The organism is Microbacterium sp. GXF6406, assembly GCF_054798215.1.
Genome location: NZ_JBSJZH010000019.1, coordinates 24,263 through 46,553, shown reverse-complemented (window position 1 = coordinate 46,553; position 22,291 = coordinate 24,263). Strand labels below are relative to the sequence as shown.

19 protein-coding genes are annotated in these 22,291 nt (G+C 66.9%); 13 read left to right on the top strand and 6 right to left on the bottom strand.

Going from position 1 to position 22,291, the window contains the following annotated elements; translation table 11 throughout:
- The first annotated feature begins 27 nt into the window (after positions 1 to 27).
- The 4 genes from ACWAUG_RS10965 (at position 28) to ACWAUG_RS10950 (ending at position 4,051) form a co-directional block, all read left to right on the top strand.
- Positions 28 to 1,011: a putative oxygenase MesX gene (locus ACWAUG_RS10965; RefSeq protein ID WP_460802435.1), complete on the top strand. Its 984-nt coding sequence runs from the start codon at positions 28 to 30 to the stop codon at positions 1,009 to 1,011.
- Positions 1,012 to 1,041: 30 nt separating this feature from the next.
- Positions 1,042 to 2,079, top strand: a complete 1,038-nt coding sequence (locus tag ACWAUG_RS10960; protein ID WP_460802434.1) for a methionine synthase — start codon at positions 1,042 to 1,044, stop codon at positions 2,077 to 2,079.
- A 110-nt stretch (positions 2,080 to 2,189) separates the two neighbouring features.
- A complete protein-coding gene (locus tag ACWAUG_RS10955) occupies positions 2,190 to 2,615 on the top strand; it encodes a DUF6630 family protein (protein WP_298040019.1) in 426 nt (141 codons plus the stop codon).
- A gap of 35 nt (positions 2,616 to 2,650) precedes the next feature.
- Entirely contained in the window at positions 2,651 to 4,051 is a 1,401-nt protein-coding gene (locus ACWAUG_RS10950) for a threonine/serine exporter family protein (RefSeq protein WP_460802433.1), read from the top strand.
- A gap of 33 nt (positions 4,052 to 4,084) precedes the next feature.
- Here ACWAUG_RS10950 and ACWAUG_RS10945 read toward each other — a convergent pair whose 3' ends face one another.
- A complete protein-coding gene (locus ACWAUG_RS10945; RefSeq protein ID WP_460802432.1) occupies positions 4,085 to 5,191 on the bottom strand; it encodes a fatty acid desaturase family protein in 1,107 nt (368 codons plus the stop codon).
- A gap of 136 nt (positions 5,192 to 5,327) precedes the next feature.
- Complete coding sequence (locus tag ACWAUG_RS10940) at positions 5,328 to 5,588, bottom strand: hypothetical protein (RefSeq protein WP_460802430.1); 261 nt, start codon at positions 5,586 to 5,588, stop codon at positions 5,328 to 5,330.
- A 463-nt stretch (positions 5,589 to 6,051) separates the two neighbouring features.
- Between ACWAUG_RS10940 and ACWAUG_RS10935 the strand changes: the two genes are divergently transcribed.
- Genes ACWAUG_RS10935 through ACWAUG_RS10910 form a run of 6 tightly spaced genes read left to right on the top strand, consistent with a single transcriptional unit; the run spans position 6,052 to position 15,539 of the window.
- The gene (locus ACWAUG_RS10935; protein ID WP_460802429.1) at positions 6,052 to 7,584 is read left to right on the top strand and encodes a sugar transferase; all 1,533 of its coding nucleotides are present in this window, start codon (positions 6,052 to 6,054) and stop codon (positions 7,582 to 7,584) included.
- Positions 7,584 to 8,267 (top strand): hypothetical protein, encoded by a 684-nt coding sequence (locus ACWAUG_RS10930; RefSeq protein WP_460802428.1) that lies wholly within the window; start codon positions 7,584 to 7,586, stop codon positions 8,265 to 8,267. The genes ACWAUG_RS10935 and ACWAUG_RS10930 overlap by 1 nt, the downstream gene beginning before the upstream one ends.
- 25 nt (positions 8,268 to 8,292) lie before the next feature.
- Positions 8,293 to 11,979 carry a fibrinogen-like YCDxxxxGGGW domain-containing protein gene (locus ACWAUG_RS10925; protein ID WP_460802427.1) on the top strand — a complete coding sequence of 1,229 codons (3,687 nt, stop codon included), beginning with the start codon at positions 8,293 to 8,295 and terminating at the stop codon, positions 11,977 to 11,979.
- A complete protein-coding gene (locus ACWAUG_RS10920) occupies positions 11,976 to 12,680 on the top strand; it encodes a CDP-alcohol phosphatidyltransferase family protein (RefSeq protein WP_460802426.1) in 705 nt (234 codons plus the stop codon). Before ACWAUG_RS10925 ends, ACWAUG_RS10920 begins: the two co-directional genes overlap by 4 nt.
- Complete coding sequence (locus ACWAUG_RS10915; RefSeq protein ID WP_460802425.1) at positions 12,677 to 14,038, top strand: hypothetical protein; 1,362 nt, start codon at positions 12,677 to 12,679, stop codon at positions 14,036 to 14,038. The genes ACWAUG_RS10920 and ACWAUG_RS10915 overlap by 4 nt, the downstream gene beginning before the upstream one ends.
- On the top strand, positions 14,028 to 15,539 hold the full coding sequence (locus ACWAUG_RS10910) for a lipopolysaccharide biosynthesis protein (protein WP_460802424.1): 1,512 nt from the start codon (positions 14,028 to 14,030) through the stop codon (positions 15,537 to 15,539). Before ACWAUG_RS10915 ends, ACWAUG_RS10910 begins: the two co-directional genes overlap by 11 nt.
- Before the next feature lie 6 nt (positions 15,540 to 15,545).
- Here ACWAUG_RS10910 and ACWAUG_RS10905 read toward each other — a convergent pair whose 3' ends face one another.
- Genes ACWAUG_RS10905 through ACWAUG_RS10895 form a run of 3 tightly spaced genes read right to left on the bottom strand, consistent with a single transcriptional unit; the run spans position 15,546 to position 17,474 of the window.
- Positions 15,546 to 16,115 (bottom strand): glycosyltransferase, encoded by a 570-nt coding sequence (locus ACWAUG_RS10905; protein ID WP_460802423.1) that lies wholly within the window; start codon positions 16,113 to 16,115, stop codon positions 15,546 to 15,548.
- Positions 16,112 to 16,561 carry a UDP-N-acetylglucosamine--LPS N-acetylglucosamine transferase gene (locus ACWAUG_RS10900; protein ID WP_460802422.1) on the bottom strand — a complete coding sequence of 150 codons (450 nt, stop codon included), beginning with the start codon at positions 16,559 to 16,561 and terminating at the stop codon, positions 16,112 to 16,114. Before ACWAUG_RS10900 ends, ACWAUG_RS10905 begins: the two co-directional genes overlap by 4 nt.
- Before the next feature lies 1 nt (position 16,562).
- Entirely contained in the window at positions 16,563 to 17,474 is a 912-nt protein-coding gene (locus tag ACWAUG_RS10895) for a glycosyltransferase family 2 protein (protein WP_460802421.1), read from the bottom strand.
- A gap of 217 nt (positions 17,475 to 17,691) precedes the next feature.
- Here ACWAUG_RS10895 and ACWAUG_RS10890 point away from each other — a divergent pair, with 217 nt between their 5' ends.
- The 3 genes from ACWAUG_RS10890 to ACWAUG_RS10880 all read left to right on the top strand — a co-directional run bounded on the left by ACWAUG_RS10890 (position 17,692) and on the right by ACWAUG_RS10880 (position 21,367).
- Positions 17,692 to 18,813 (top strand): Gfo/Idh/MocA family protein, encoded by a 1,122-nt coding sequence (locus ACWAUG_RS10890; protein ID WP_460802420.1) that lies wholly within the window; start codon positions 17,692 to 17,694, stop codon positions 18,811 to 18,813.
- Positions 18,810 to 19,715 (top strand): hypothetical protein, encoded by a 906-nt coding sequence (locus tag ACWAUG_RS10885; RefSeq protein ID WP_460802419.1) that lies wholly within the window; start codon positions 18,810 to 18,812, stop codon positions 19,713 to 19,715. Before ACWAUG_RS10890 ends, ACWAUG_RS10885 begins: the two co-directional genes overlap by 4 nt.
- Positions 19,716 to 19,822: 107 nt before the next feature.
- Positions 19,823 to 21,367 (top strand): glycoside hydrolase family 16 protein, encoded by a 1,545-nt coding sequence (locus tag ACWAUG_RS10880; protein ID WP_460802418.1) that lies wholly within the window; start codon positions 19,823 to 19,825, stop codon positions 21,365 to 21,367.
- Between the two features lie 38 nt (positions 21,368 to 21,405).
- On the opposite strand, the gene ACWAUG_RS10875 is transcribed toward ACWAUG_RS10880, so the two are convergent.
- Positions 21,406 to 22,275: a Wzz/FepE/Etk N-terminal domain-containing protein gene (locus ACWAUG_RS10875; protein WP_460802417.1), complete on the bottom strand. Its 870-nt coding sequence runs from the start codon at positions 22,273 to 22,275 to the stop codon at positions 21,406 to 21,408.
- Positions 22,276 to 22,291: the final 16 nt, after the last annotated feature.

The following is a 22,291-nucleotide window of genomic DNA, read 5'->3' as shown; positions in this document are numbered from 1 at the left end:
CGTCAAGGAACAGGGCACCGGCTCATCATGGCTACCGAGTTCACATTCAGCATCAGCACCACCCGCTTCGATGCGGACTACTGTCCATCGGCGGGGTCCCGCGCGACCACGAACTTCGCGAATCTGGCGCGCGGCGATGGCCGCCGGCAGAACCTCCTGAACGCGCTGGAGATGATGGATGCCCGGTGCAATGCCCTCGCATCGGCAGAGAACCCGAACGGCGACCGCTACCGCGTCGAGCTCGACATCGTCTCGGCCGACGTGCACCTGGACGCCGCACAGACCGACGCCGGCGTCCCGCTCATCGAGATGCTCGACGTCACGATCGTCGACCGGGCCACCGGCGAGCGCATCCCCGGCATCACCGGCAACAACTTCTCCTCCTACGTTCGCGACTACGACTTCAGCGTGGTGCTGCCCGAGCACAACGCGGATGCCGCGGCCCCCGGCGCCCCCGAGGACTTCGGCGACCTGCACGGCAAGCTCTTCCGGCACTTCGTCGAGTCGGCCGCGTACCGCGAGCGGTTCGCGCAGGCACCGGTCATCTGCATCAGCGTCTCGACGAGCAAGACCTACCGGAGCACCGGGTACCGGCATCCGATCCTCGGCGTCGAGTACCGCCAGAGCGAGTACTCGATGACCGACCGGTACTTCGCGAAGATGGGGCTGCAGGTGCGGTACTTCATGCCTGCAGGCTCCGTCGCTCCCCTCGCCTTCTACTTCGAGGGCGATCTCGTCGCCGACTACTCCGACCTGGCGCTCATCGGCACGATCGCCACCATGGAGACCTTCCAGAAGATCTACCGTCCCGAGGTCTACAACGCGGCATCCGTCGCCGGCGACATCTATCGCGCCGCACTCGAGAACCCCGATTTCACCCCGACCGGGATCGTCTACGACCGGGAGGAGCGCAGCCGACTCGGTGTCGAGCAGGGGCGCTTCGTCGAGGAGCACTTCATGACGCCGAACCGCGAGATCCTCGCCGAGTGGGCCACGGCCCGAGCCATCTGATCGCACGAGACTCGAAAGATGCAACCGCCGATGAACGCACTCCTTCCCACATCGATCGTGGGCAGCCTGCCCAAGCCGTCCTGGCTTGCAGAACCCGAGAAGCTGTGGTCTCCGTGGCGCCTCAAGGGCCCGGCTCTCGCCGAGGGCAGGATGGATGCTCTGGCTCTCGCCGCGGCGGAACAGAGCCTCGCCGGACTCGACATCATCAGCGACGGCGAGCAGACCCGCCAGCATTTCGTCACGACGTTCATCGAGCATCTCAGCGGAGTCGATTTCACGAACCGTGAGACGGTGCGCATCCGGGATCGGTACGACGCGAGCGTCCCGACGGTCGTCGGGCCCGTCGAGCGGACGAAGCCCGTGTTCGTCGATGACGCGCGGGCGCTCCGCGCGCAGACCGATCTTCCGATCAAGTGGGCGCTCCCCGGCCCCATGACGATGATCGACACCCTCGCCGACAAGCACTACGGCAGCCGCGAGAAGCTCGCGTGGGAGTTCGCACGGATCCTCAATGAGGAGGCCCGCGAGCTTGAGGCCGCCGGCGTCGACATCATCCAGTTCGACGAGCCCGCGTTCAACGTCTTCTTCGACGATGTGCGCGACTGGGGCGTCGCCGCCCTCGAGCGTGCGACAGAGGGACTGCGCTGCGAGACGGTCGTGCACATCTGCTACGGCTACGGCATCGAGGCGAACAACGCGTGGAAGGAGACGCTCGGCGAGGAGTGGCGCCAGTACGAGGAGTTCTTCCCGCGCCTGCAGCAGTCCTCCATCGACATCGTCTCGCTGGAGAGCCGCAACTCGCATGTGCCGATCGAGCTGATCGGGCTGCTGCGCGGCAAGAAGATCATGCTCGGGGCGATCGACGTCGCCACCGATGCGGTCGAGACGCCCGAAGAGGTCGCGGCGGTCCTGCGCAGCGCCCTCCCCTACGTCGACGCCGACAAGCTGTACCCGAGCACGAACTGCGGCATGGCGCCGCTGTCGCGCACCGTCGCCGATGCGAAGATGCGCGCGCTCGTGGAGGGCACCCGGATACTGCGGGCTGAGCTGGCGGGATCGCCCTTCTGACTCGGACCACGGCACCCGGTTCGCCGCACGTGAGCACCGCTTCGGGACGTGCCGCTGATCAGGTCCGCGCGATACGCTGGGCGCCAGCATCCGATCTTCTGGGAGGCGCCATGAGCGACGACATCGCGGACTGGACCCGGCTGTGCGATCTACTCGACGACGACCCCGAGCTCGCGCCCGCCGTGCACGACGCAGACGAGGACGAGCGCTGGGAGGCGCTCATCGGCGGGCTCGACGACGCCGGCGCGCTCGCCTACCTCGAAAGCGACGACACGGGCATGGAGCTGGCCGATGCTCTGCCGGCGCTGCCTCGCGTCTTCCGCGCGGGAATCGATCTGTCCCCTGTCAACGACGAGGACGACCTGGATGCCGCGATCGCTCTCGCCGATGGAATCCTCGCACCTCACGGGCTGACGCTGATCCGCCTCGAGGAGGAGTCGGACGCGTGCGCGCTCGTCGCCGTTCCCGCCGAGAACGCGACCGCGATCATCGACCTCGCCGACGCCCTCGGACACGCCGCACACGCCCCGTCGTGAAGCATCCGAGCAGGAGAAAGACGGACAATGGATCAATGGCATCCGACCGTCCATCCCGCTTCCTGAGCTCGCTCCGACGAGTCATCAGCACCGACCCCGCCCAGGTCGCGATGACCGAGATCCAGCCGGTTCTCGGCGAGACGATCACGGTGAAGATCCTCGATCTGGCGCTGCGTCTGGGCGAGTCGATGTTCGCGGTCGGAGCATCCGCGCACGATGTCACGTTCGCGATCACCCGAGTCGCGAAGGTCTATGGCCTGTCGGGGGTGCACGTCGAGGTGACGTACGACGCGATCAGCGTCTCGTACCACCGCAGTGAAGAGGACTGGCCGACGACCCTCATGCGCGTCGTACGGACCGCGTCTCCGGATCACGCGAAACTGCAGCGCTTGCAGGCCCTGTTCGCCGATATCCAGTCCGGCATGGATCTGGGCGAGGCGCGCAGCACGTTCCGAGCGATCCGGCGCGTGCCTTTCATGTACCGTCCGACGGTTGTGACATTCGCCCTCGCCGCCCTCGCGATCGGCGTCGCCGTGCTCTATGCGGCACCGCCCATCACGATCGCGCTCAGCTTCCTCGCGGCCCTCGGCGCCGCCTACGCGCAGGCGGGTCTGCGCCGTCTCCAAGTCCCTCTGTTCTTCAGCCAGATCGTCGGCGCGTTCGTCATCACGGCGGTGGCCGCCGTCGTCTCGGCGATCAGCGATCTCGGGTTCCCGCCGTTCGCCGAGGTGAACCCGGCGATCCTCGTGGCCTCTGGAATCGTGCTCATGCTCTCGGGGCTGACGGTCGTCGCCGCCGCGCAGGATGCGATCGACGGCTTCGCGCTCACGGCCCTCGGCCGCATCCTCGATGTCACGATGCAGACCCTCGGCGTGGTGCTCGGCATCCTCATCGGCCTGGAGCTCGCCCGCCTGGTGAACCTCACGATCCCCCTGCCGAAGGACGCGATCCCCTTCGGGACGGTCCCCGAGCAGATCCTCGGCGCGATCATCATCGCCGTCGCCGTCGCCGTCTTCAACGGATCCGGCATGCGCATCATCGTCATCAGCGCGCTGCTGAGCACCGTCGCGATGCTCTCCTACAGCACGGCTCTCGGCTTCGATCTGCACCCGGCGGCAGCGAGCGGCATCGGAGCACTGCTGGCGAGCTTCCTCGGCATTCTCGTCGCCCGCAACCTGCATGTACCGTCGGTCGCGGTGACGACAGCGGCGATCGTGCCGCTCGTTCCCGGAACCGCGGTCTTCCGCGGTCTCCTGGGCGTCGTCGACTCGGACGGCACGGCAGAACTGATGGTGGGCGGCATCGGCCCGCTGATCCTCGCGGGCTCGATCGGCATCGGTCTGGCAGCCGGAGCATCCCTCGGCCTCTACCTCGGCACGCCGTTGCGCGCGACCCTCGGGACAGTCTCGAAATCCCGCGCCCGCGTGCGACGCTGACGCGTCGCCTCAGATCGCAGCGAGCGGAGTCAGTCAGCGCCCGAACTGCGCCGCGGCGGGGCAGTCGAAGGGATCAGCGGCGGCAAGACCGACGCGGTTCAAGTATTCGATGACGATCGCGTAGGAGCGGATGAGAGACGTCTCGGTGTAGGGGACGTCGTTCGCCAGGCAGTACTCGCGCACCACGTCGCGGGCCTTCGCGAGGTGCGGGCGGGCCATGCTCGGGAAGAGATGGTGCTCGACCTGGTAGTTCAGTCCGCCCATGAAGACTGTGACCCACCAGCCGCCGGAGATGTTGCGCGAGGTGCGCACCTGCTTGGTGAAGAAGTCGAGACGGGCGCCGGGCTCGATGATCGGCATGCCCTTGTGATTGGGGGCGAAAGATGCCCCCATGTACACGCCGAACACGGCGAACTGCACGCCGAGGAAGGCGAAGGCCATGCCGAGGGGCAGCAGGAGGAAGACCGGCACGATCAGCGCGGCCATGCGCAGGATGATGATCGTCAGTTCGATCCAGCGCCCGCCGACGCCGGGCTTCGTGCACAGGTACTTCAGCCCCTGGTAGTGCAGGTTGAGGCCCTCGAGCGTCAGGAGGGGGAAGAACAGCCACCCCTGCTTGCGGGTGATGAGGCGGATCAGGCCGCGCGACTTCGCGGCATCCTCGTCGAGGAACGAGATCGTGTCGACCGCGATGTCGGGGTCCTTGCCGACCTGGTTCGGGTTGCCGTGGTGCTTGGTGTGCTTGTTGTCCCACCAGGAGTAGCTCATGCCGACGAGACCGATGAGGATGCGGGCGAGCCGGAAGTTCGCCGGCCCCGAGGACAGCACCTGCCGGTGAGCGGCCTCATGCCCGACGAACGCGATCTGGGTGAAGACGATCGCAAGGGCTCCGGCGATGAGCAGCTGGAACCAGCTGTCGCCGAGCAGGATGAACCCGGTGATGCATCCGCCGAGTGCCAGCAGGATGCCGATGCCCGTGAGCAGGTAGAACCAGTGGGTGCGCTGCAGCAGCCCCATCTCCTTGATGACCTGCGACACGTTCTTGTAAGCCCGGGCCATCGGGGGAAAGTCGGCGTTCCCCGCGTACGTCTGACGTACCGGTCCGAGAATACTGGTGGTCTCGGTGGCGATTGCAGACATGTCGTCTCCCGGATCCGGAGCCCTTGAGCTGTGAAAGCCAAGGGCGGATGCCGTTCGCTTGCCCCAGGCTAACCCGGGGTGTATACGCCGCAGCGCATACGATGCGCGCCGCGAGACGTCGGCGCACCGGGGTCGCTCAGGGGCGCACCAGCGAGAGACTCCGGCGCAGTGCGGAACGGATCCCACGAGGGCGCCGTCGCGGCGTCACCTCGAGCGCCCGGCGGGCTTCGGAGAGGGCCGGGAACGAACCGAGCTCGGTCCCGCGGTTGTCGTGCACGACGTGGTCGTCGCCGGAGACCTCGACGAATCCGGCGTACTCGCCGTCGCGCGTGGCGACGTGGACGTCGTGATCGGCCTGCTTCCAGCTCAGTGGTGAATGGGTGGTGGTACTGCTCATGGTTTTGATGCTCATTGCTTCTGCGGGCGCGCGTAAGCGCACCACGATGTTCTCGAGATCGAGGGCGGATACCGTGCGCGTCGGTGCGAACGGTCCTTTACGGCCCTGATCAGTGGCATCGCGAGGCGCCGAAATCGCGGCAAATCTCTCACGTGCACCCCAAGTCTACCTCAGGTGGCCCTGAAGAGGGCGGAAACGACTTTCTTCCATTCGAGGGAGTTATCTTCCGTTGCTCGTCAAGATCCGATAGAGTGACCGCTAGTCCGCAGTCCCTGCTGCGAATGAGATCCGTGTGGGAATGGATCTCAGTCTCCCGTGATGTGGGATCACGGCGACGCTCCAGGGCCCGAGGGGTCGGGTATGCGGACGATCACCGCGAGCCGTCTGCTCGCGAACTGGGGAACACTGGGGAACACATGTCGCACTGGGGAATTCTGCGAACGCTCACGGCTCGGAGAGCAGCATGACATCCGTCGAGGATGCGCTGCAGATCACTCGATCGGCGCCGGCGTTCGCGCCGTTCGTCGCGCGCGTGACGAAGACGGCAGCGCCGCAGGCGGCGGCACCGCGCGTATCGGCGACGCTCGAGCGTCGACAGCAGTGGGAGCGGCGCTACCGCACACGGCTGTGGGCCACGGACGCCGCGGTGATCGCATCGGTCGTCGTGCTCATGGCGGTCGTTCAGGCGACCGCATTCGGGACCGCGACGGCGGTCATCGTCCGCGGGGCGCTCCTGCTCAGCATCACGCTGCTGGTCATGCTGTCGGCGCTGAATACGCGCTGCGCGACGATCTTCGGCTCGGGCGCCACCGAGTACCGACGCGTCGCGCACGCCTGCGGCCTCGCCTTCGGGAGCGTCGCGATCGTAGGAATCCTCGCGGAGTGGGACGGCCTGCGGCCCCTGCTCGTCATCGCACTGCCGACCGGGATGCTGGGGCTCCTCGTCGCGCGGTGGAGTTGGCGACGTTGGCTGCAGCGGAGGCGTCTCGAGGGCTCCTACGCATCGCGCACCCTCGTGGTCGGGGACGGCGACGACGTCGAGTACGTCATCAGCTCTCTGCGCACGAGCGGCGAGAACGGCTACAACGTCGTGGGGACGACGCTGCTGGACCGCAACGCGCGCGAGATCACCGTCGACGGCGCCCGCTATGCCGTCCTCGGCAACGTCGAGAACGTGGCCGTCGTGGCCGAGGAGATCGGCGCCGACACGATCATCGTCGCGAGCCGCCCCGAGGGCGAGGCCGACTTCGTCAAGCGGCTGAGCTGGCAGCTGGAGGGGACGGCCGCCGAGCTCGTGCTCTCGAGTCGTCTCGCCGATGTGGCGGGCCCGCGCATCTCGCTGCGCCAGGTCGACGGTCTGCCGCTGATCCAGGTGAAGATCCCGACGTACGAGGGCGGCATGCACGTGCTCAAGCGAGCGCTCGATGTCGTCGTCTCGGGTCTGGCGCTCATCCCGATCGCCCTGCTCACGCCCGTGCTCGCTGTGCTGATCATGATCGACTCCCCCGGCCCGGTGTTCTTCTTCCAGGAGCGCATCGGGCGCGACGGACGCTCGTTCCGCATGGTGAAGTTCCGCTCCATGAAGACGGATGCCGAGCAGCAGCTCGCCGCGTTGAAGGAGCAGAACCAGGGATCGGGTCTGCTGTTCAAGATGAAGGACGACCCCCGGGTCACCCGTGTCGGCCGAGTGCTGCGCAAGCTCTCCCTCGATGAACTGCCGCAGTTCTGGAACGTGCTTGTCGGCGACATGAGCGTCGTCGGGCCGCGCCCGCCGCTGCCCAGCGAGGTTACCGCATACGACGGCACGGTGTTCCGCCGGCTCTACATCAAGCCCGGCATCACGGGCCTCTGGCAGGTCTCCGGCCGCAGCGACCTCTCCTGGGACGAGAGCGTGCGCCTCGACCTGCGATACGTCGAGAACTGGTCGGTCATCAACGACCTGCAGATCATGTGGCGCACCGCCCGAGCGATGGTCCAGCCGAAGGGGGCGTACTGATGGAGACTCCGGAAGGCGACGTTGCGGTGGCCACCGGCCGGCAGCGCCGTCTGCTTCCACTCATCGGCGGATTGCTCGCTGTTCTCGCTGTCGGGGCCGGCATCGCACTCGTCGCGCCGATGCTGATGAACCCGCAGGGATCGGACGACGATGCCCTTATCGCGGAGACGGACCCCGCAGACGAGGACAACGTCTCCGAGGACCCGCTGTCGAGCATCTCGGCGCCCGCCGTCGGCCCGCTCGGCTCCGACGAGGATGCCGAGATCCAGCGTGCGACGGACGCGATCGACGCCGTCGTCGCGGCGACCGACGAGATCGCGCAGCGCGGGGACGGCTCCGCGGTCGGTCTGGAGCAGATCACCACCGGTTGGGTGCTCGGCGAACTTCAGGCCAAAGCCCGCGAACAGTACGACCTCGGCTACGTGCAGAGCGGCGAGGCGAAGGTCACCAGCGTATCCAGTAGCGAGATCGACCTCTCGGCCACCCCGGCGAGCATCACGTTCAAGGTCTGCATCGATGTCTCCGACATCGAGGTCAGCGATGCCGCGGGGAACTCCCTCACCGGGGCCCTGTACAACCCCGGTCACCCGGTCGCGCACATCTACGGCGCCGTCTTCGACGACGACATGTGGAAGATCTCCACCCACGACATCCCGGACGTCCAGGACTGCACGACAGTCTGAAGACCCTCATCGACGGAAGACCCTGATGAACATCACATCATCTCCGCGGCGATCGCGCATCGTCCGCACTACGACCGGCGCAGCCGTGGCCATCGCCGCGATGATCGCGACCCTGCTGACCCCCGTAGCCGCTTCGGCTGCTCCGCCGCTGCCCGATGGTCTCACGCAGGAGACCGCCGCGGCGTCGTGCTGGGAGGTCAAGCAGAACTACCCCGCGTCCACCGACGGCGTGTACTGGCTCGTGACGCCAGAACTCGTCGCGCCGGAGCAGTTCTACTGCGACCAGACCACGGACGGCGGCGGTTGGGTGCTGATCGGCCGCGGCCGCGAAGCGTGGAAGGAAGGCTACAACGGCCTGCGCACCCCGGCTGCGCTGCGCAACACCGTCACCGGCACCGGAGCCTTCCTGCCCGCGCAGCTCCCGTCGACGACCATCGACGGCCTGCTCAACGGCGAGCGGGTCGACGCCCTGGCCGACGGCGTGCGTCTGCGCCGCGCGACGAACACCGCCGGCACGCAATGGCAGGAGACCCGCTTCTCGTTCGTCCAGCGGGATCGCTGGGTCTGGACGTTCGGCGCGGAGCACCGCGTCGCTCGCTACTCGTTCAACGGCAGTTCCGGAACGGGCGGACAGACGAACAACTTCGGCAGCAACAACCAGACGAACCGCGTCGTCTTCAACGAGCAGTCCTCGCACAGCTACCTCAACGGGTGGGCGTTCGGCTCTGGCGTAAGGGGCAGCACCGCCGCCGACTCCTATCTGTGGAGTCCGAGCGGACAGGGCTACGCCCGCCCCTTCACCCAGGCGTATCTGCGCCCCAAGCTGAAGATCGCCGATCTCGACTTCGGCACGGTCCCGGCGAGCGGCTCCCCCGCCAGCACGGTCGCCGCGATCCCCGAGAGCGACGCCATCACGACGACGTGGGGTGTTTCGGGATTCGCGAACGGCAGTACCGGCGAGCTCAACACGGAAGTCGCCGTCTTCGGCGAGACCGACGGCAAGGTATTCGTCGGCGGAAACTTCAAGTACGTCCAGCGCACGCAGGCCGGCGCCGACCAGGTGCAGCAGTCGAACATCGCCGCATTCGATGTGAACACCGGTGAATGGGTATCCACGTTCCGTCCCGTCCTCAATGGACAGGTCAAGGCGATCGCCGCACTCCCCGACGGGCGCATCGCGGTCGGCGGCCAGTTCTCGACGGTCAACGGCGTGGCCCAGACCGGACTCGCCTTCCTCGATCCGAGCACCGGTGATCTGAGCGGCTGGCAGGTCGTCGCCGAGCACCGCACGACGGGGTCGGTCCCGTACATCCGTGCCCTGGACGTCCAGGACGGCTACCTCTACGTCGCCGGCGCGTTGACGCACCTGCGCGCGGCGACGTCGACGACCGCGGCCAGCACCTGGAACGGCGGGCGCATCGCCCTGGCGACCGGCCAGCCCGATACCTCGTGGAACGCGTTCCTGAACGGGACGTCGGTGTCGGTCGATGCCTCCGAGCAGGGCGACCGTGCCTACTTCTCCGGCTACTTCAAGATGAAGCAGAGCACCTCGACGCCGAGCGCCGCTGCGATCCAGACCGCATCGGGTGCACCGCTGGTCAGCCCTCTGTGGGTCCCGTCCTTCTCGAAGTCCGGCAAGGACGCCTCGGGAAACGTCACGGGGAACGTCTGGCAGCTCGGAGTGCAGGAGGCCGGCGACAAGGTCTGGCTCGGCGGCTCGGAGCACTCCTTGTTCGCGTACTCCCGCGACGACTTCGAGCTCCTGCGCGGCTCGATCACGAAGTCGGGAGGCGACTTCCAGTCGGTCGAGTCCAATGGATCGCTCGTGATCGGCGGATGCCACTGCGGGCACTGGGTCTACCAGGACGCTTTCACGTGGGACGGTGTCGGCACTGCGTGGACGCAGGCCGACAAGATGAATCTCGTCGGCGCATGGGATGCCGTCACCGGTGACTACGTCGCGGCATGGTCCCCCACACTGCAGGCGCGCGCCGGCTACGGCGCGTGGGGCTCGTTCTACGACTCGACCGGAGTGCTCTGGGTCGGCGGCGACTTCAGCCGCTCCGTCCGCGCCGGCGGAACTGCGCAGTGGTCCGGCGGCTACGTCCGCTTCGCGCCGACCGACACCAGCGCCCCGAGCACCCCGGACGGTTTCATCGCGACCCCGGCGGGGAACGACACGACGAGTCTCACCTGGGGCCCCTCGACCGACAACGGTGATGTCACCTACGAGGTCCTGCGCGACAGCCGGGTGATCGCCTCGACGCCGACCCGAGCGTATTCCGTGCCTGTCACCGAGACCCCGACGAGCTATTTCGTCCGCGCGCGAGACGCCGCGGGGAACCGCTCGGCATCGACGCCGGCCGCCATCGTGGCCCCGCTTCCGGACACCGCGCTGACGTTCGCCGATGCGGACTCGGTCTGGTCCTGGCGCTACTCGAACGATGCACTCCCGTCTGGGTGGAACGCACCCGGCTTCGACGATTCGTCATGGCCGACGGGAACCGGTCTCTTCGCCCGCGGCGTCACATCTGCCACGACGAACATCGAACCGGTCGACATTCCGAGCAACCCGCTGAGCGCCCAGTTCCGTCGGACGTTCGAGGTGACCCAGGCCGCATCCGTCGTGAACGGCACGGTCACCGTCATCGCCGACGATGCGGTCGTCGTCTATCTCAACGGCACCGAGCTCGGTCGGGCCAACCTCCCCTCCGGCACCCTGACGCAGAACTCCTACGCGACCGCGGCCCCTCGACACACGACGGCCATCGCCAATCCGGTGACATTCGCGGTACCGGACGGTCTGCTGGTGAACGGGACGAATGTGCTGGCAGCATCCACTCACGCCAACCACCGGGCGACTCCGGACCTCAGCTTCCAGCTGTCGTTCATCGCCGAGCGCGGCGAGATGCCTGCGCCTCCGTCGTCGGTCACGGGCCTGACTGGGACGACGACCGCGAACTCCGCGACGCTCACCTGGGCCACGGCCGGCGGCACCGCGCCGACCGGATACGCGATCCAGCGCGACGGCACGGAGATCGGGACCGTCGATGCATCGACCCTGACCTTCACCGACAGCGGTTTGCTGCCGGAGACGGGCTATTCCTACGAGGTCATCGCAACCGGTCCCGGCAGTCTGCGCTCTCCTGCGGCGGCGGTCCAGGTCACCACATCCGCACCGCCCGCACCGGGCGAGCTGCCAGTCGTCGTGGATGAGCAGTCCGAGTGGACCTGGCGGTACTCGAGCGATGCTCTCCCCGCCGAATGGAACACGCTCGGGTTCGACGACACCGCATGGGGTGCGGGAGCAGGACTGTTCGGCCGCGGGGTGACGGGCATCACGACCGACATCGAGCCGGAGCCGCTGTCACCCCGTCCGCTGAGCGCGCAGTTCCGTCACGTGTTCGACGTCCCACAGCCCGAGGGCCTGGCCGACGGGACCGTCACGGTCATCGCGAACGATGCCGTCGTCGTCTATCTCAACGGCACAGAGCTCGGGCGGGGGAACCTGCCCAGCGGAACCCTGACGCAGAATTCGTATGCGACGGCCGCTCCGCGCCATACGACGGCACTGGCCAATCCGTTCACATTCACCGTGCCGGCGGCGCTGCTCCACGAGGGCGAGAACGTCCTGACCGCGTCGATCCACGCGAATCACCGGGCAACTCCGGACCTGACGTTCCAGCTGTCGATGACTCTGGAGCGCGAATGAGTCGTATCCCGCTCCAGGATGCGCGCCAGGCACTCGCCTCGGCGCGCAAGCCGGCGACGGATGTGCCCGCCTATCTGCGGTGGGTCAACCGCCCGTTGGGAGGCCGGGTCGCGGTCCTGGCAGCGCACTGGGGGTGGGCTCCGAACGGCGTCACGGCTCTGAGCGCGCTGTTCGGGGCCGCCGGCATCGTCGTGCTGGCGGCATCGACGGCCTGGTGGTCGGGCCCGGCCGCGGCGCTCCTGCTGCTCATCGGCTACATCCTCGATTCCGCCGACGGACAGCTCGCCCGCATTCAGAAGCGCGGCGGACCGGCCGGCGAGTGGCTGGACCACGTCGTCGATGGTGCACGGGCCCCACTCGTGCACATCGCGGTCGCCGTGCACCTCCTCCGCGCGGACCGCCCCCTGGCGCTCGTCCTCCTCGCCGCACTCTTCTCGGTACTGGTCTCGGCCTGGTTCCTCTCCCAGCTGCTCGCCGAGAAGCTCCTCCCGGCTTCGGCCGCCTCATCGCCCGAACGATCGAGCAGTATTCTGAATGCGCTCATCCGCCAGCCTCAAGACAGCTCGACAACCTATCTCCTGCTCTGCGCGATCGGCGCCCCCATGATCTTCGTCCTGCTGTACTCGGCTCTGTTCGCATGGCACGTCGTCATCTGCGCTGCCTCGCTCCGCCGCAAGTACCGCCAATTGACGGAGGTGTGAGCGCCCCGCCGCATATGCCGTCGCTCATCTCATCCCGAAGCCGGTCGCTGATCCCCGCGACCGGCGAAGACCTGATCCTCGATACCGAGGAACGCACCCTTCCGGCCTGGCCGATTCTCGCCGTGCTGTGGGGCTATCCCTTCTTCTGGCTGGTCGGTCTGCTGCCCTTCGCATCGGTGATCATGGCTGTTCCGATGGTGGCGCTGCTCATCATGCGCCGACGGGTGCTGCTCGTTCCCGGCATCCTGCCGTGGGTCGGGTTCGTGCTGTGGATGATCCCGTGCGCGCTGATGATCGATCAGCTCGGGCGAGGCGTCGGTCTGGGCGTGCGTTTCAGCCAGTTCCTGGCACTGGCGATCATCATGGTGTACATCGTGAACGCGAGAGAATCCCTGTCTCCGAAGCGCGTTTTCAACGGGCTCACCTTCATCTGGGTCTTCATCATCATGGGCGGGTATCTCGGGATGCTCTTCCCCGAGTTTCAGCTGACGATGACCGTCGGGCGGTTGATGCCGAGCGCGCTCACGAGCAACGACTACGTGGCAGAGCTCGTCTTCCCGAAGCTCGCCGAGATCCAGACGCCGTGGGGCGCAGAGGAGCCGTTCGTCCGCCCGTCGGCCCCCTTCGCCTACACGAACGGATGGGGCGCCGCGATGGCCGTCCTCACGCCGATCGCGATCGGGACGGCGATCGGCCATCGGACCGCACGCGCGATGTGGCTGTTGGTCATCGCCCTCGTCGCGGCGATTCCGCCCGCTGTCGCCACGACCAACCGCGGGCTGTTCCTGGGGATCGCCGGCGCCATCCTGTATGTCCTGTTCTGCCTGCTCATCCGGGGCCGCCTGCTCGCCTTCTTCTGGGTGTCGATCCTCGGCGCGGCCGCTGCCGTCATGCTCCTGCTCTCGGGGTTCCTCGACGGCATCATGGCGCGCCAGGAGACCGTCGACACGACAGCCGGCCGCGGAAACCTCTATATGGAGACGTGGGAGCGAACGCTCGCGTCCCCGGTGCTCGGATATGGTGCGCCCCGTCCCAGCCTGACGAGCGAAATTCATGTCGGCACTCAGGGTGCGATCTGGAACGCGATGTTCTGCTTCGGCATGGTGGGGCTCTTCCTCTTCCTCGGCATGATCGTCCTGGGCGCTGTGCGCACATTCGACGCGCCCAACCTGTCGGCGGTGTGGATCCACACGAGCGTGGTCGTCACGGTGCTCCTGTCGATCTTCTACGGCCTCGACCGGCAGCTTGTCTTCGTCGGCATCGCCCTGGCCGTCCTGCTGCGCGAGAAGTACCTCGGTCGATCCACATACTGGACCACGCAGCCCGTTCCCTTCGCCCGGGCCAAGAATGAAGCGTGAGGGCCTGGCGCGCAGCGGGGTGACCAGCCTGTTCGGCTCCGCGTTCGCGGCCGTGGCCGCGCTGGTGCTCACTGCGATCGTCGGCAACATGCTCGGTGCCAGCGGCACGGGCCTGTTCTTCCAGGCCATGGGCATCTTCACGATCACCACGCAGGTGTTGAAGCTCGGCACGAACAGCGGCATCGTCCGTTTCATCGCCGAGCAACGCGCCTTCGACCGCGTTGGCGCCGAGTGGCGCATTCTCGGGCACGCGCTGGTCCCCGTCGCCGTGCTATCGGGCGTCGTATCCGTCGCCGTCTGGCTCTTCGCCGATGCCTTGTCCACCTGGCTGGCCGCACCGGGCGATGCCGAGAATCTTGCCGAACTCCTTCGTGCCATGGCTCCGTTCATCGTGCTGGGTGCCCTGATCGGGGTGCTGCAGATCGCGGCCCGGATGCTGCGCGGCGTCACGGCGTTCACCCTGCTGCAGAGCGTTCTCCTGCCGGCGAGCCGGTTGCTGACCGTGCTGCTCGCGGTTTCGGCCGGTGGTGTCGCCGCTTGGGGTGCCTTCGAGGCGTGGCTGTGGCCGCTGCCCGTCTGGCTTGTGATTACGGCCGCGGTCATCGCCGGACCTGCGGTGAGAGACTTCCGGCGCAGGAAGCTCAACACTCCGGACGAGCGGCCGTCGTTCCGCGCGTTCTGGCGCTTCAACGCACCGCGCTCCGTGAGTTCGGGACTGGAAACGGCTCTGGAGTGGGCGGACGTTCTGATCATCGCCGCCGTCGCTTCGCCGGCGACGGCCGGGGTCTACGCGGTGACGACTCGTGCCGTGCGCGCCGGTGGAGTCGTCGACAAGGCCATGCGCGTTGCGGTCTCGCCCACGATCTCCTCGCTTCTCGCACGTGACCGTGTCGCTGAGGCGACACAGCTGCACACCCGGGTCGTGCGCGTCATGATCCTCATGAACTGGCCGTTCTACCTCCTCCTGATCTCGATGGGCTCGGCCGTGCTGGCCATCTTCGGCGACGAGTTCGTGATCGGGTGGGCGCCGATGATTCTGCTCTCCGCGGCGATGATGTTCCAGACCGCATGCGGCATGCTGCAGAGCATCCTGCTGCAGGGCGGGCGAAGCACCTGGCAGATGTACAACAAGTCCGTGGCCCTCGGGCTGAGCATCGGCGGCAACCTGCTCCTGGTGCCCCGGTGGGGCATCTGGGGTGCCGCCGTCACCTGGGTGCTCGTCGCCGTCATCGACAACCTCATCGCCGCATTCCAGGTGCATCACGGGATGCGGGTGGACCTGCAGCCGTTGAGGCTGCTGCCCGCCATGATCCCGCCCGTGGTGGTCTTCGGCGTCGGCGGCGCTTTCTTCAGCTGGTGGGGAGGGACGAGCTTCGTGATCCTCGTCGTCGGAGCCCTCGCACTGTGCGTGCTCTACGCGGGTGCGCTCTGGTTGCTGCGGCGCCGCCTGCACATCGACGGGCTCTGGCGGAAGATCCCGGTGATCGGCCGCCGCGCCTGAGTCTGATCAGCGCCGCATCCGCGCGGCGATCACGCCCGTGCCGCTGCGCCACAGCCGACGCAGGGTCATCGGCACCGGCACGCGCTGGATCGGCCCCTCGAGGATGCCGCGCACCATGCCAGCACCGGGTGTCGACAGGTCTCCGGGCTGCTCGGCGCCGGCGCCCTCCAGCGCACGGTCGAGGAGCGCGCCGAGCTCTTCTTCGGCGAGCGCACGTCGGATCAGCCCCAGGGACTCCATCTCGGCGGAGAACACGAGCTGGTGATCATCGACCACCTCGCCATCGCCAGGGATCCGGGGCACGACGATCGGGATGATTCCGAGCGCACGCATATCCATGACCGCACCGGCACCGCCTTGCAGGACAACGGCGTCCGCCCGCCGGCACAGGTCGAGCAGCTCGCCGTAGGGCAGGATCTCGACATTCTCGGCACCGCTGACCGCGGCCGATGGGCCGTGCTGCATGACGATGCGAACGTCGACATGGTGCCGCTGCCACTCCTGCATCCATCGCGAAAGCCGGTCGAACGGCAGATGATAGGTGCCGGTGGACACGACGACGAGCGGGGCGCTCACAGCACGACCCCGACGTTTCGCGATCCGGGATAGAACTTCCGCATGTTCTCCCACTGCACGAGGAACTCGTCGGCGAAGGGGTAGACCAGCCGTCCGCTGAGTCCGGGAGAAGTGATGCGGTCCACAGGTTCGAGATAGGCGGTGCGCGCACCGAAGAAGCGCGCCTGCGCGAAGAACGGCAGCGCGATGGCCGCGCCTGTCGAGAAGACGAGGTCGGGCTTTTCGGCGGCGAGCACCCGGCGCGCGAGGGCGACGTTGCGCAGCAGATTCGGAACGTTGCGAACGGTCGGGTAGTGGATCTCGTAGACCTTCTCGTCGGCGAGTCTCGACCGGGCGTCCTCGACGGGGAACGTCGCCCAGCACCGCTCATGCTCGCCCCACCACTCTCTCAGGGCGAGTGCCTGCGTGAGGTGGCCGCCCGATGAGCAGGCGATGAGGATCTTCATGTCAGATTCCCCGCCCGCGACGGCGCACGATCCGGATCACGGCATCGACGGTGATCAGCCGCCACGAGATCGCGATCGCCAGCATGGCCTTGATCTGCTTGGGGTTGTGGCGCAGTGCCCGCCATCCCCAGGAGCGTCCTGCGCGACGCTGTCCGTCCGCGACGAGGGCGAAGGCGATCTGCGCTTCGATGCGGCCGAGCGCGGCCGGAATCGTCGCGATGTCCGGGTGCTTGAGCAGCAGGTACTGCAGCGCTTCGGCATACACCGCCCACTGCCCGAAGTAGTACGACTGGCCCTGCCAGCGCACCTGCACAAGGGGTTCATTCACGACCGTGACTGCTCCGTGCCCGGAGGCGCGCAGGAGCAAGTCGTAGTCCTCTCCGTAGGCGCGCGGCAGATCTTCGTCGATGAGCCCGATCGTGCTGAGCAGCGCCTCGCGCCGGAACAGGAGGCTGCTCGAGTGGACGCCTGGATGACGATCGCGCAGGAAGTCCTCATGCGTCAGGTCGTCCTTCTCGACGAGCCGCACGTGCGTGTTCTCGCCGTCGTCGACCATCATGGCCGTGCCGATGGCGCTGGCATCGGGCTTCTCATCCATCCGCTGCAGCTGGGCTTCGAGCTTGCCCGGCAGCCACTCGTCGTCATCGTCGAGAAAAGCGACGAGTGCGCCGTTGGATTCGAGGATGCCGGAGTTGCGGGCGCCGGCCAGGCCGCGGACGCGGTTGTTCGCGATGCCCCGCACCTGCCAGCCGTCCGGGATCTCGACATCGGGAACCTCGATCGGGCAGGCATCGAAGACGATGATGACTTCTCCCCGGCGAGCCGTTCCCTGATTCAGGATGCTCTCGACGGCGAGCTTCATGAGCTCCGGCCTCTTATGGGTCGGAACGACCACAGAAATCTCAGGTACCACGCGCACTCCCCAGATGTGACGCATCCGTCGCGCGCGCAGAACATCGCGCCGATCGGAATCCCCAGGTTCGGGTCGGGTCCCACCCCGCCCAGAACAAACACTGACGAAACAGTCCGTGTCCGGGCTAGTATAGCCAACAGTGCCCCTGTGGGAAGGGGCAGGCGCTCCTGGGGAGGACGCGCCGATCTGGGGAATCACTGGGGAAGGGGATTTCGTCGTGTCAGACGAAACAGTCAGCCGACGCGTTCGCGTCGGAGTCATCGGCGTCGGCAAGATGGGGCTCTCGCATCTCGCGATCGTCCGTGCGTTGACGCACGTCGAACTCGTCGGAGTGGTCGACTCGACCGACTATCTCCTCGATGTGCTGAGCAAGTACACGGGAGCGGCGACCTTCTCGACGATCGAGAAGATGATCGAGACAGCCCGTCCGGAAGCGATCGTGATCGCGACTCCGACCGGCTCGCACGCATCGCTCGTACGCACGGCCCTCGAGCACGGCATCCACGTCTTCTGCGAGAAGCCGCTCACCCTCAGCTCGACGGAGTCGCGCGACCTCGCGCGGCTCGCCGCCGAGCGCGGCCTCGTCGCTCAGGTGGGCTATCACAACCGGTTCATCGCGACTTTCCAAGAGGTCAAGCGGCTGCTCGACGACAACGTCCTCGGTCGCGTCACGCACGCCCTCGCCGAGGCGTACGGTCCCGTCGTGCTCAAGGCCAAGGGGTCGACCTGGCGCAGCAAGCGCGCCACCGGCGGCGGGTGCCTGTACGACTACGCGGCGCATCCCCTCGACCTCGTGCACTGGTACCTCGGAGCACCGCAGGGCGTGCGGGGCTCCGTCCTGAACAGCATCTTCTCGGCCGACACCGACGATGAGGTCTATGCGACCCTCGACTACGCCGACGGGCTCAGCGTGCAGCTCTCCGTCAACTGGTCGGACGAGTCCTATCGGAAGATGTCGACGTCCATCACGATCTCGGGAACTCGCGGTCGCATCATCGCCGATCGCCAGGAGCTGCGCGTCTACCTGCGCGATGACGCCGAGATCCCCGAGGGGTACCGCGCGGGGTGGAACATCTTCTACACGACGGATCTCACCGAGCAGGTCTCCTTCTACCTGCGCGGCGAGGAGTACAGCGCACAGCTCGAATCCTTCATCGCCGCCGTGCACGCCGGCGAGACGGAAGCACGCCAGAACGGATTCTCCAGCGCCGCGCACACCGACCTCGTCATCGAGCAGATCATGCGCGACGCCGCCGGCGAAACTGTCGCCGCGCCGATCACCGCGCTGCCCACGACAGCCCCGAAACGTGGCATGTTCGGCCGGAGGAAGAGCGCATGAGCACCACCACGACGGCCCCGATGGACCTGCTCCTCCTCGGCGACAACCAGTTCTTCGGCATCAACCACATGTCCGAGGAGAAGGCTCGCGCGCAGGCGATCCGTTTCCAGGACACCCGGGCGATCATCGATGTGATCGACACGGCGTTCGACAACGGCATCCGAACGCTCATGTGCACGACCCACGATCGCATCGCCGAGGTGTGTGATCACATGCGCGCGAACCCCGAGCGTTATGCCGACTACCGCTTCTACCCGTGCATGCCCTACGCGCACAAGTACGCCAATGCGATCACCGACAACGGCATGCTCGGCGCCGTTCGTCAGTTCCTGCCGGAGGAGGGCCTCCTCAACGCCGCGATGCGCGGAGGAAGATCTTTCCTCCAGAAGGACATCGAGGGCATCATCACACTGCTCATCGATGCCGAGATGAAGATGTTCCACGGGCTCAAAACCCCTGTCGTCTTCCTGCAGAACGTCGTCGTCGACCTGATGCTCGGGCTCGGCTTCGACGAGGCCTTCGCCATCTTCGACCGTCATGTGCGCGAGCGCTACGGCGCGGAGCCGGCATTCATCACCATGAACCTGCCGATGCTCCTCGACGCACTCGACCGCGTCGGTCTGGTGAACCCCATCGTGTGCGCCAACATCAACGAGATCGGGTTCCGGATGTCCGGCGGGATCGACGCCTATGAACGCGCACTGCAGGAGCGGCCGTTCCGCCCCGTGGCGATGTCGGTCTTCGCCTCGGGCGCCATCGCACCGCGCCCGGCTCTGCAGTGGATCCACGATCACGCGAACGTCGAATCGATCGTCTTCGGTGCATCGTCGGCGGCATCCATCACCAGCACGACAGGGCTTATCAGGGAATTGTGGGATAGGGAAATCTACACTGGGGGCTGAACCTACCCAGTCAGGATGCTTCGAGGGGGCTCAGCAGGCATCCGTAACCCCAGGAGACCTGAAGAGTTCGCGCCGGTACTCGGCGTGCGCTTCTTCGCCCCCTCGATATGAAAACGAACCTTCGCACTCGTGCCCTCGTCCGTTCCCTGATCGCAGCATCCGCTTCAGCGGCCGTGCTGGCCGGATCTCTCCTCGCATCTCAGTCGGCTCATGCCGCGACGCAGCCGGAGTCCACCGTCTCGTCGATCATCCCGCGCGAATCCCCGTGGTCGTACTACCACGGGGTCGACGCTCCCTCCCCGACCTGGCGCACGTCGACGCAGGCGTGGGACCGGGGAACAGCGCCGCTCGGCAAGGGCCGGGATCTCGGTGCGGTGAACACCACGTTCACCGCCCCCGCTGACACCCGCCCGCTGTCCGCGTACTTCCAGAAGACCTTCACCCTGACCTCGGATCTTCCCGAATGGTCCTGGCTGAACACGTGGGCAGACGACGGCATCGTCGTCTGGGTCAACGGCGTCGAGGTCGGCCGCGAGAACGCGCCGACCGGAGAAATCTCGCACAACAGCTATGCGACCAGCGCGCCGTCTTCGACCGCCGCCCGGCAATCGCCGACGACCTTCGCAGTACCGGCATCGTTGTTGCACGCCGGGCAGAACTCGATCGCCGTGCAGGTGCTGTCGAACTGGCGCAGCACTCCGAACATCAGCTTCGATGCGCATCTCGTCCGCGAGGATTCGGATGCCGTGCTGACCGAGCCCTCCCCGACCGACCCGACCGAGCCTTCCACACCGATCGCCGACGATGCCGACATCGTGGGCTGGGGCGAACCGGTCTGGCGTGATGAGTTCACGACGCCCGATCACGGCACCGGCGACTCCGCCGTCGACCCGGCGAAGTGGAACGTCCGCGGCCGCGACGATCTCGGCCTGCTCTTCGATGCGGCTGTCGTCGACCGAGACCAGGTGAGCGTGGCGGATGGCGTGCTCCACATCCGCGCCGACTGGCTCGACACGGCCACTCGTCGTCCCGCTTCGCAGAGCGGCCCGGCCGACCTCTGGCACAAGACGGGTTACCTCGATCAGCGCGGTCTCGAGGACGGCGATGTGGCGAAGTCCCAGTCGTACGGCCGCTGGGAGATCCGCGCCAAGACCCCGACCGGCGACAACACCCGTGGCTCCCTGGCAGCGTTCTGGCTGCGCAACGAGCAGTCCGGTGAGATCGACATCATGGAGGCCTGGGGCCGTGGCGGGACGATGCCGGCCGAGTACGACCGCTGGCTGAAGGATACGGCTGCGACCACGGTCCACACGAAGACGGACGGATCGGGTCGCAAGGCGATCTGGCGGCATGCGGAGAACGGTGCGACGACTGTTCCGTGGGATGACTTCTACGTCTACGCGTTCGAGCTCACCCCGAGCTATGCCGCGACATTCGTCGACGGCGTCGAGGTGATGCGCGTGACGCCGGACACCTACCCGGATCTGTGGGACCCGAACTACTTCGGCTCGCCGTTGCACATGCGGCTGAACCTGCATGTCGGCCCGTCCGAGGCGTATTGGGGTCTGCCCGATCCGAACCGTCGTGAGCTGACGCAGAACCTCGACTTCGCGGTCGACTACGTGCGCGTCTGGGAGTACTCCGGAGAGTGATCAGCGCCGGGTTCCGGGAGTTCGCTTCCGGAACCCGATCAGTCGTCGTTCGTCTTCCCGCTGCTGCGCAATCGCTCGCGGGGAGCACCGGATTCCTTCTGCGCGGGTTCCTCATCGAAGTGGAACGGGGCGAAGGTCCCCGGGTGCACGGCGGGCACCGGCGCCCGGTAGCGGCTGTTGCGAACCCGCGAGACGATGAGCGCTGCGATGGCTCCCAGCAGAATGCCGAGGAACATCCCCGCAGCGACGAAGACGAGCACCGACGGACGGTTCGATGACAGCGGCGGATCCGCTGGTGTCACGAGCGCCCCGGAATAGAACGGCGTCGCCGTGAGCAGCGCCTGCTGGTCGAGGAGCGCCTGCAGCTGCAGCTGGGTCGCCGCGCGCTCGCTGGTTCCCGTGGCCGGGGAGTCGAGCACCGTCTGCAGCTTTTCGATGGAGGAGCTGAGCTCCTGCGTCGTCTTCTCGACGACGGCGCGCGCATTATCGGCCCGCTCCTCGCCGTAGGCGGTGGCGAGGGCGTTCGCGCGGTCGGCCGCGATCTGCGGCGCATTCGCGGTGACCTGGAAGATCAGCACCTGCGAGTTGCGCGGCACCTCGATCGCCGTGTTCTTACGAAGAGCTTCGACGGATGTTCCTACGAGCTTCTGCGCGGCACGTTTGAGCACCGCGGTCGAGGTCGCGATGACGCGCTCGGTCTCCATGTTGACGGTGTTGAAACTCGAACCGGACGACAGCACGCTGATCGGCTCGACGGTGTGCTGCGCTTCTGCCGTGTATTTCTGCGGGTATACCGCGAAGATCGCCGCGCCGGCGGCCACGAACACCACTATCACCCCCACCAAGACGAACCATGACTTCATGATTCCCCGGTAGAGGTCTTCCAACGTCCAGTGCGTCGCTGCCACGAATCTCCCCAGTCCC

Bases quoted from the DNA above. Each gene is read 5' to 3' on its own strand.
- ACWAUG_RS10965 (WP_460802435.1), top strand. From the start codon at position 28: ATGGCTACCGAGTTCACATTCAGCATCAGCACCACCCGCTTCGATGCG.
- ACWAUG_RS10960 (WP_460802434.1), top strand. From the start codon at position 1,042: ATGAACGCACTCCTTCCCACATCGATCGTGGGCAGCCTGCCCAAGCCG.
- ACWAUG_RS10955 (WP_298040019.1), top strand. From the start codon at position 2,190: ATGAGCGACGACATCGCGGACTGGACCCGGCTGTGCGATCTACTCGAC.
- ACWAUG_RS10950 (WP_460802433.1), top strand. From the start codon at position 2,651: ATGGCATCCGACCGTCCATCCCGCTTCCTGAGCTCGCTCCGACGAGTC.
- ACWAUG_RS10945 (WP_460802432.1), bottom strand. From the start codon at position 5,191: ATGTCTGCAATCGCCACCGAGACCACCAGTATTCTCGGACCGGTACGT.
- ACWAUG_RS10940 (WP_460802430.1), bottom strand. From the start codon at position 5,588: ATGAGCAGTACCACCACCCATTCACCACTGAGCTGGAAGCAGGCCGAT.
- ACWAUG_RS10935 (WP_460802429.1), top strand. From the start codon at position 6,052: ATGACATCCGTCGAGGATGCGCTGCAGATCACTCGATCGGCGCCGGCG.
- ACWAUG_RS10930 (WP_460802428.1), top strand. From the start codon at position 7,584: ATGGAGACTCCGGAAGGCGACGTTGCGGTGGCCACCGGCCGGCAGCGC.
- ACWAUG_RS10925 (WP_460802427.1), top strand. From the start codon at position 8,293: ATGAACATCACATCATCTCCGCGGCGATCGCGCATCGTCCGCACTACG.
- ACWAUG_RS10920 (WP_460802426.1), top strand. From the start codon at position 11,976: ATGAGTCGTATCCCGCTCCAGGATGCGCGCCAGGCACTCGCCTCGGCG.
- ACWAUG_RS10910 (WP_460802424.1), top strand. From the start codon at position 14,028: ATGAAGCGTGAGGGCCTGGCGCGCAGCGGGGTGACCAGCCTGTTCGGC.
- ACWAUG_RS10900 (WP_460802422.1), bottom strand. From the start codon at position 16,561: ATGAAGATCCTCATCGCCTGCTCATCGGGCGGCCACCTCACGCAGGCA.
- ACWAUG_RS10885 (WP_460802419.1), top strand. From the start codon at position 18,810: ATGAGCACCACCACGACGGCCCCGATGGACCTGCTCCTCCTCGGCGAC.
- ACWAUG_RS10880 (WP_460802418.1), top strand. From the start codon at position 19,823: ATGAAAACGAACCTTCGCACTCGTGCCCTCGTCCGTTCCCTGATCGCA.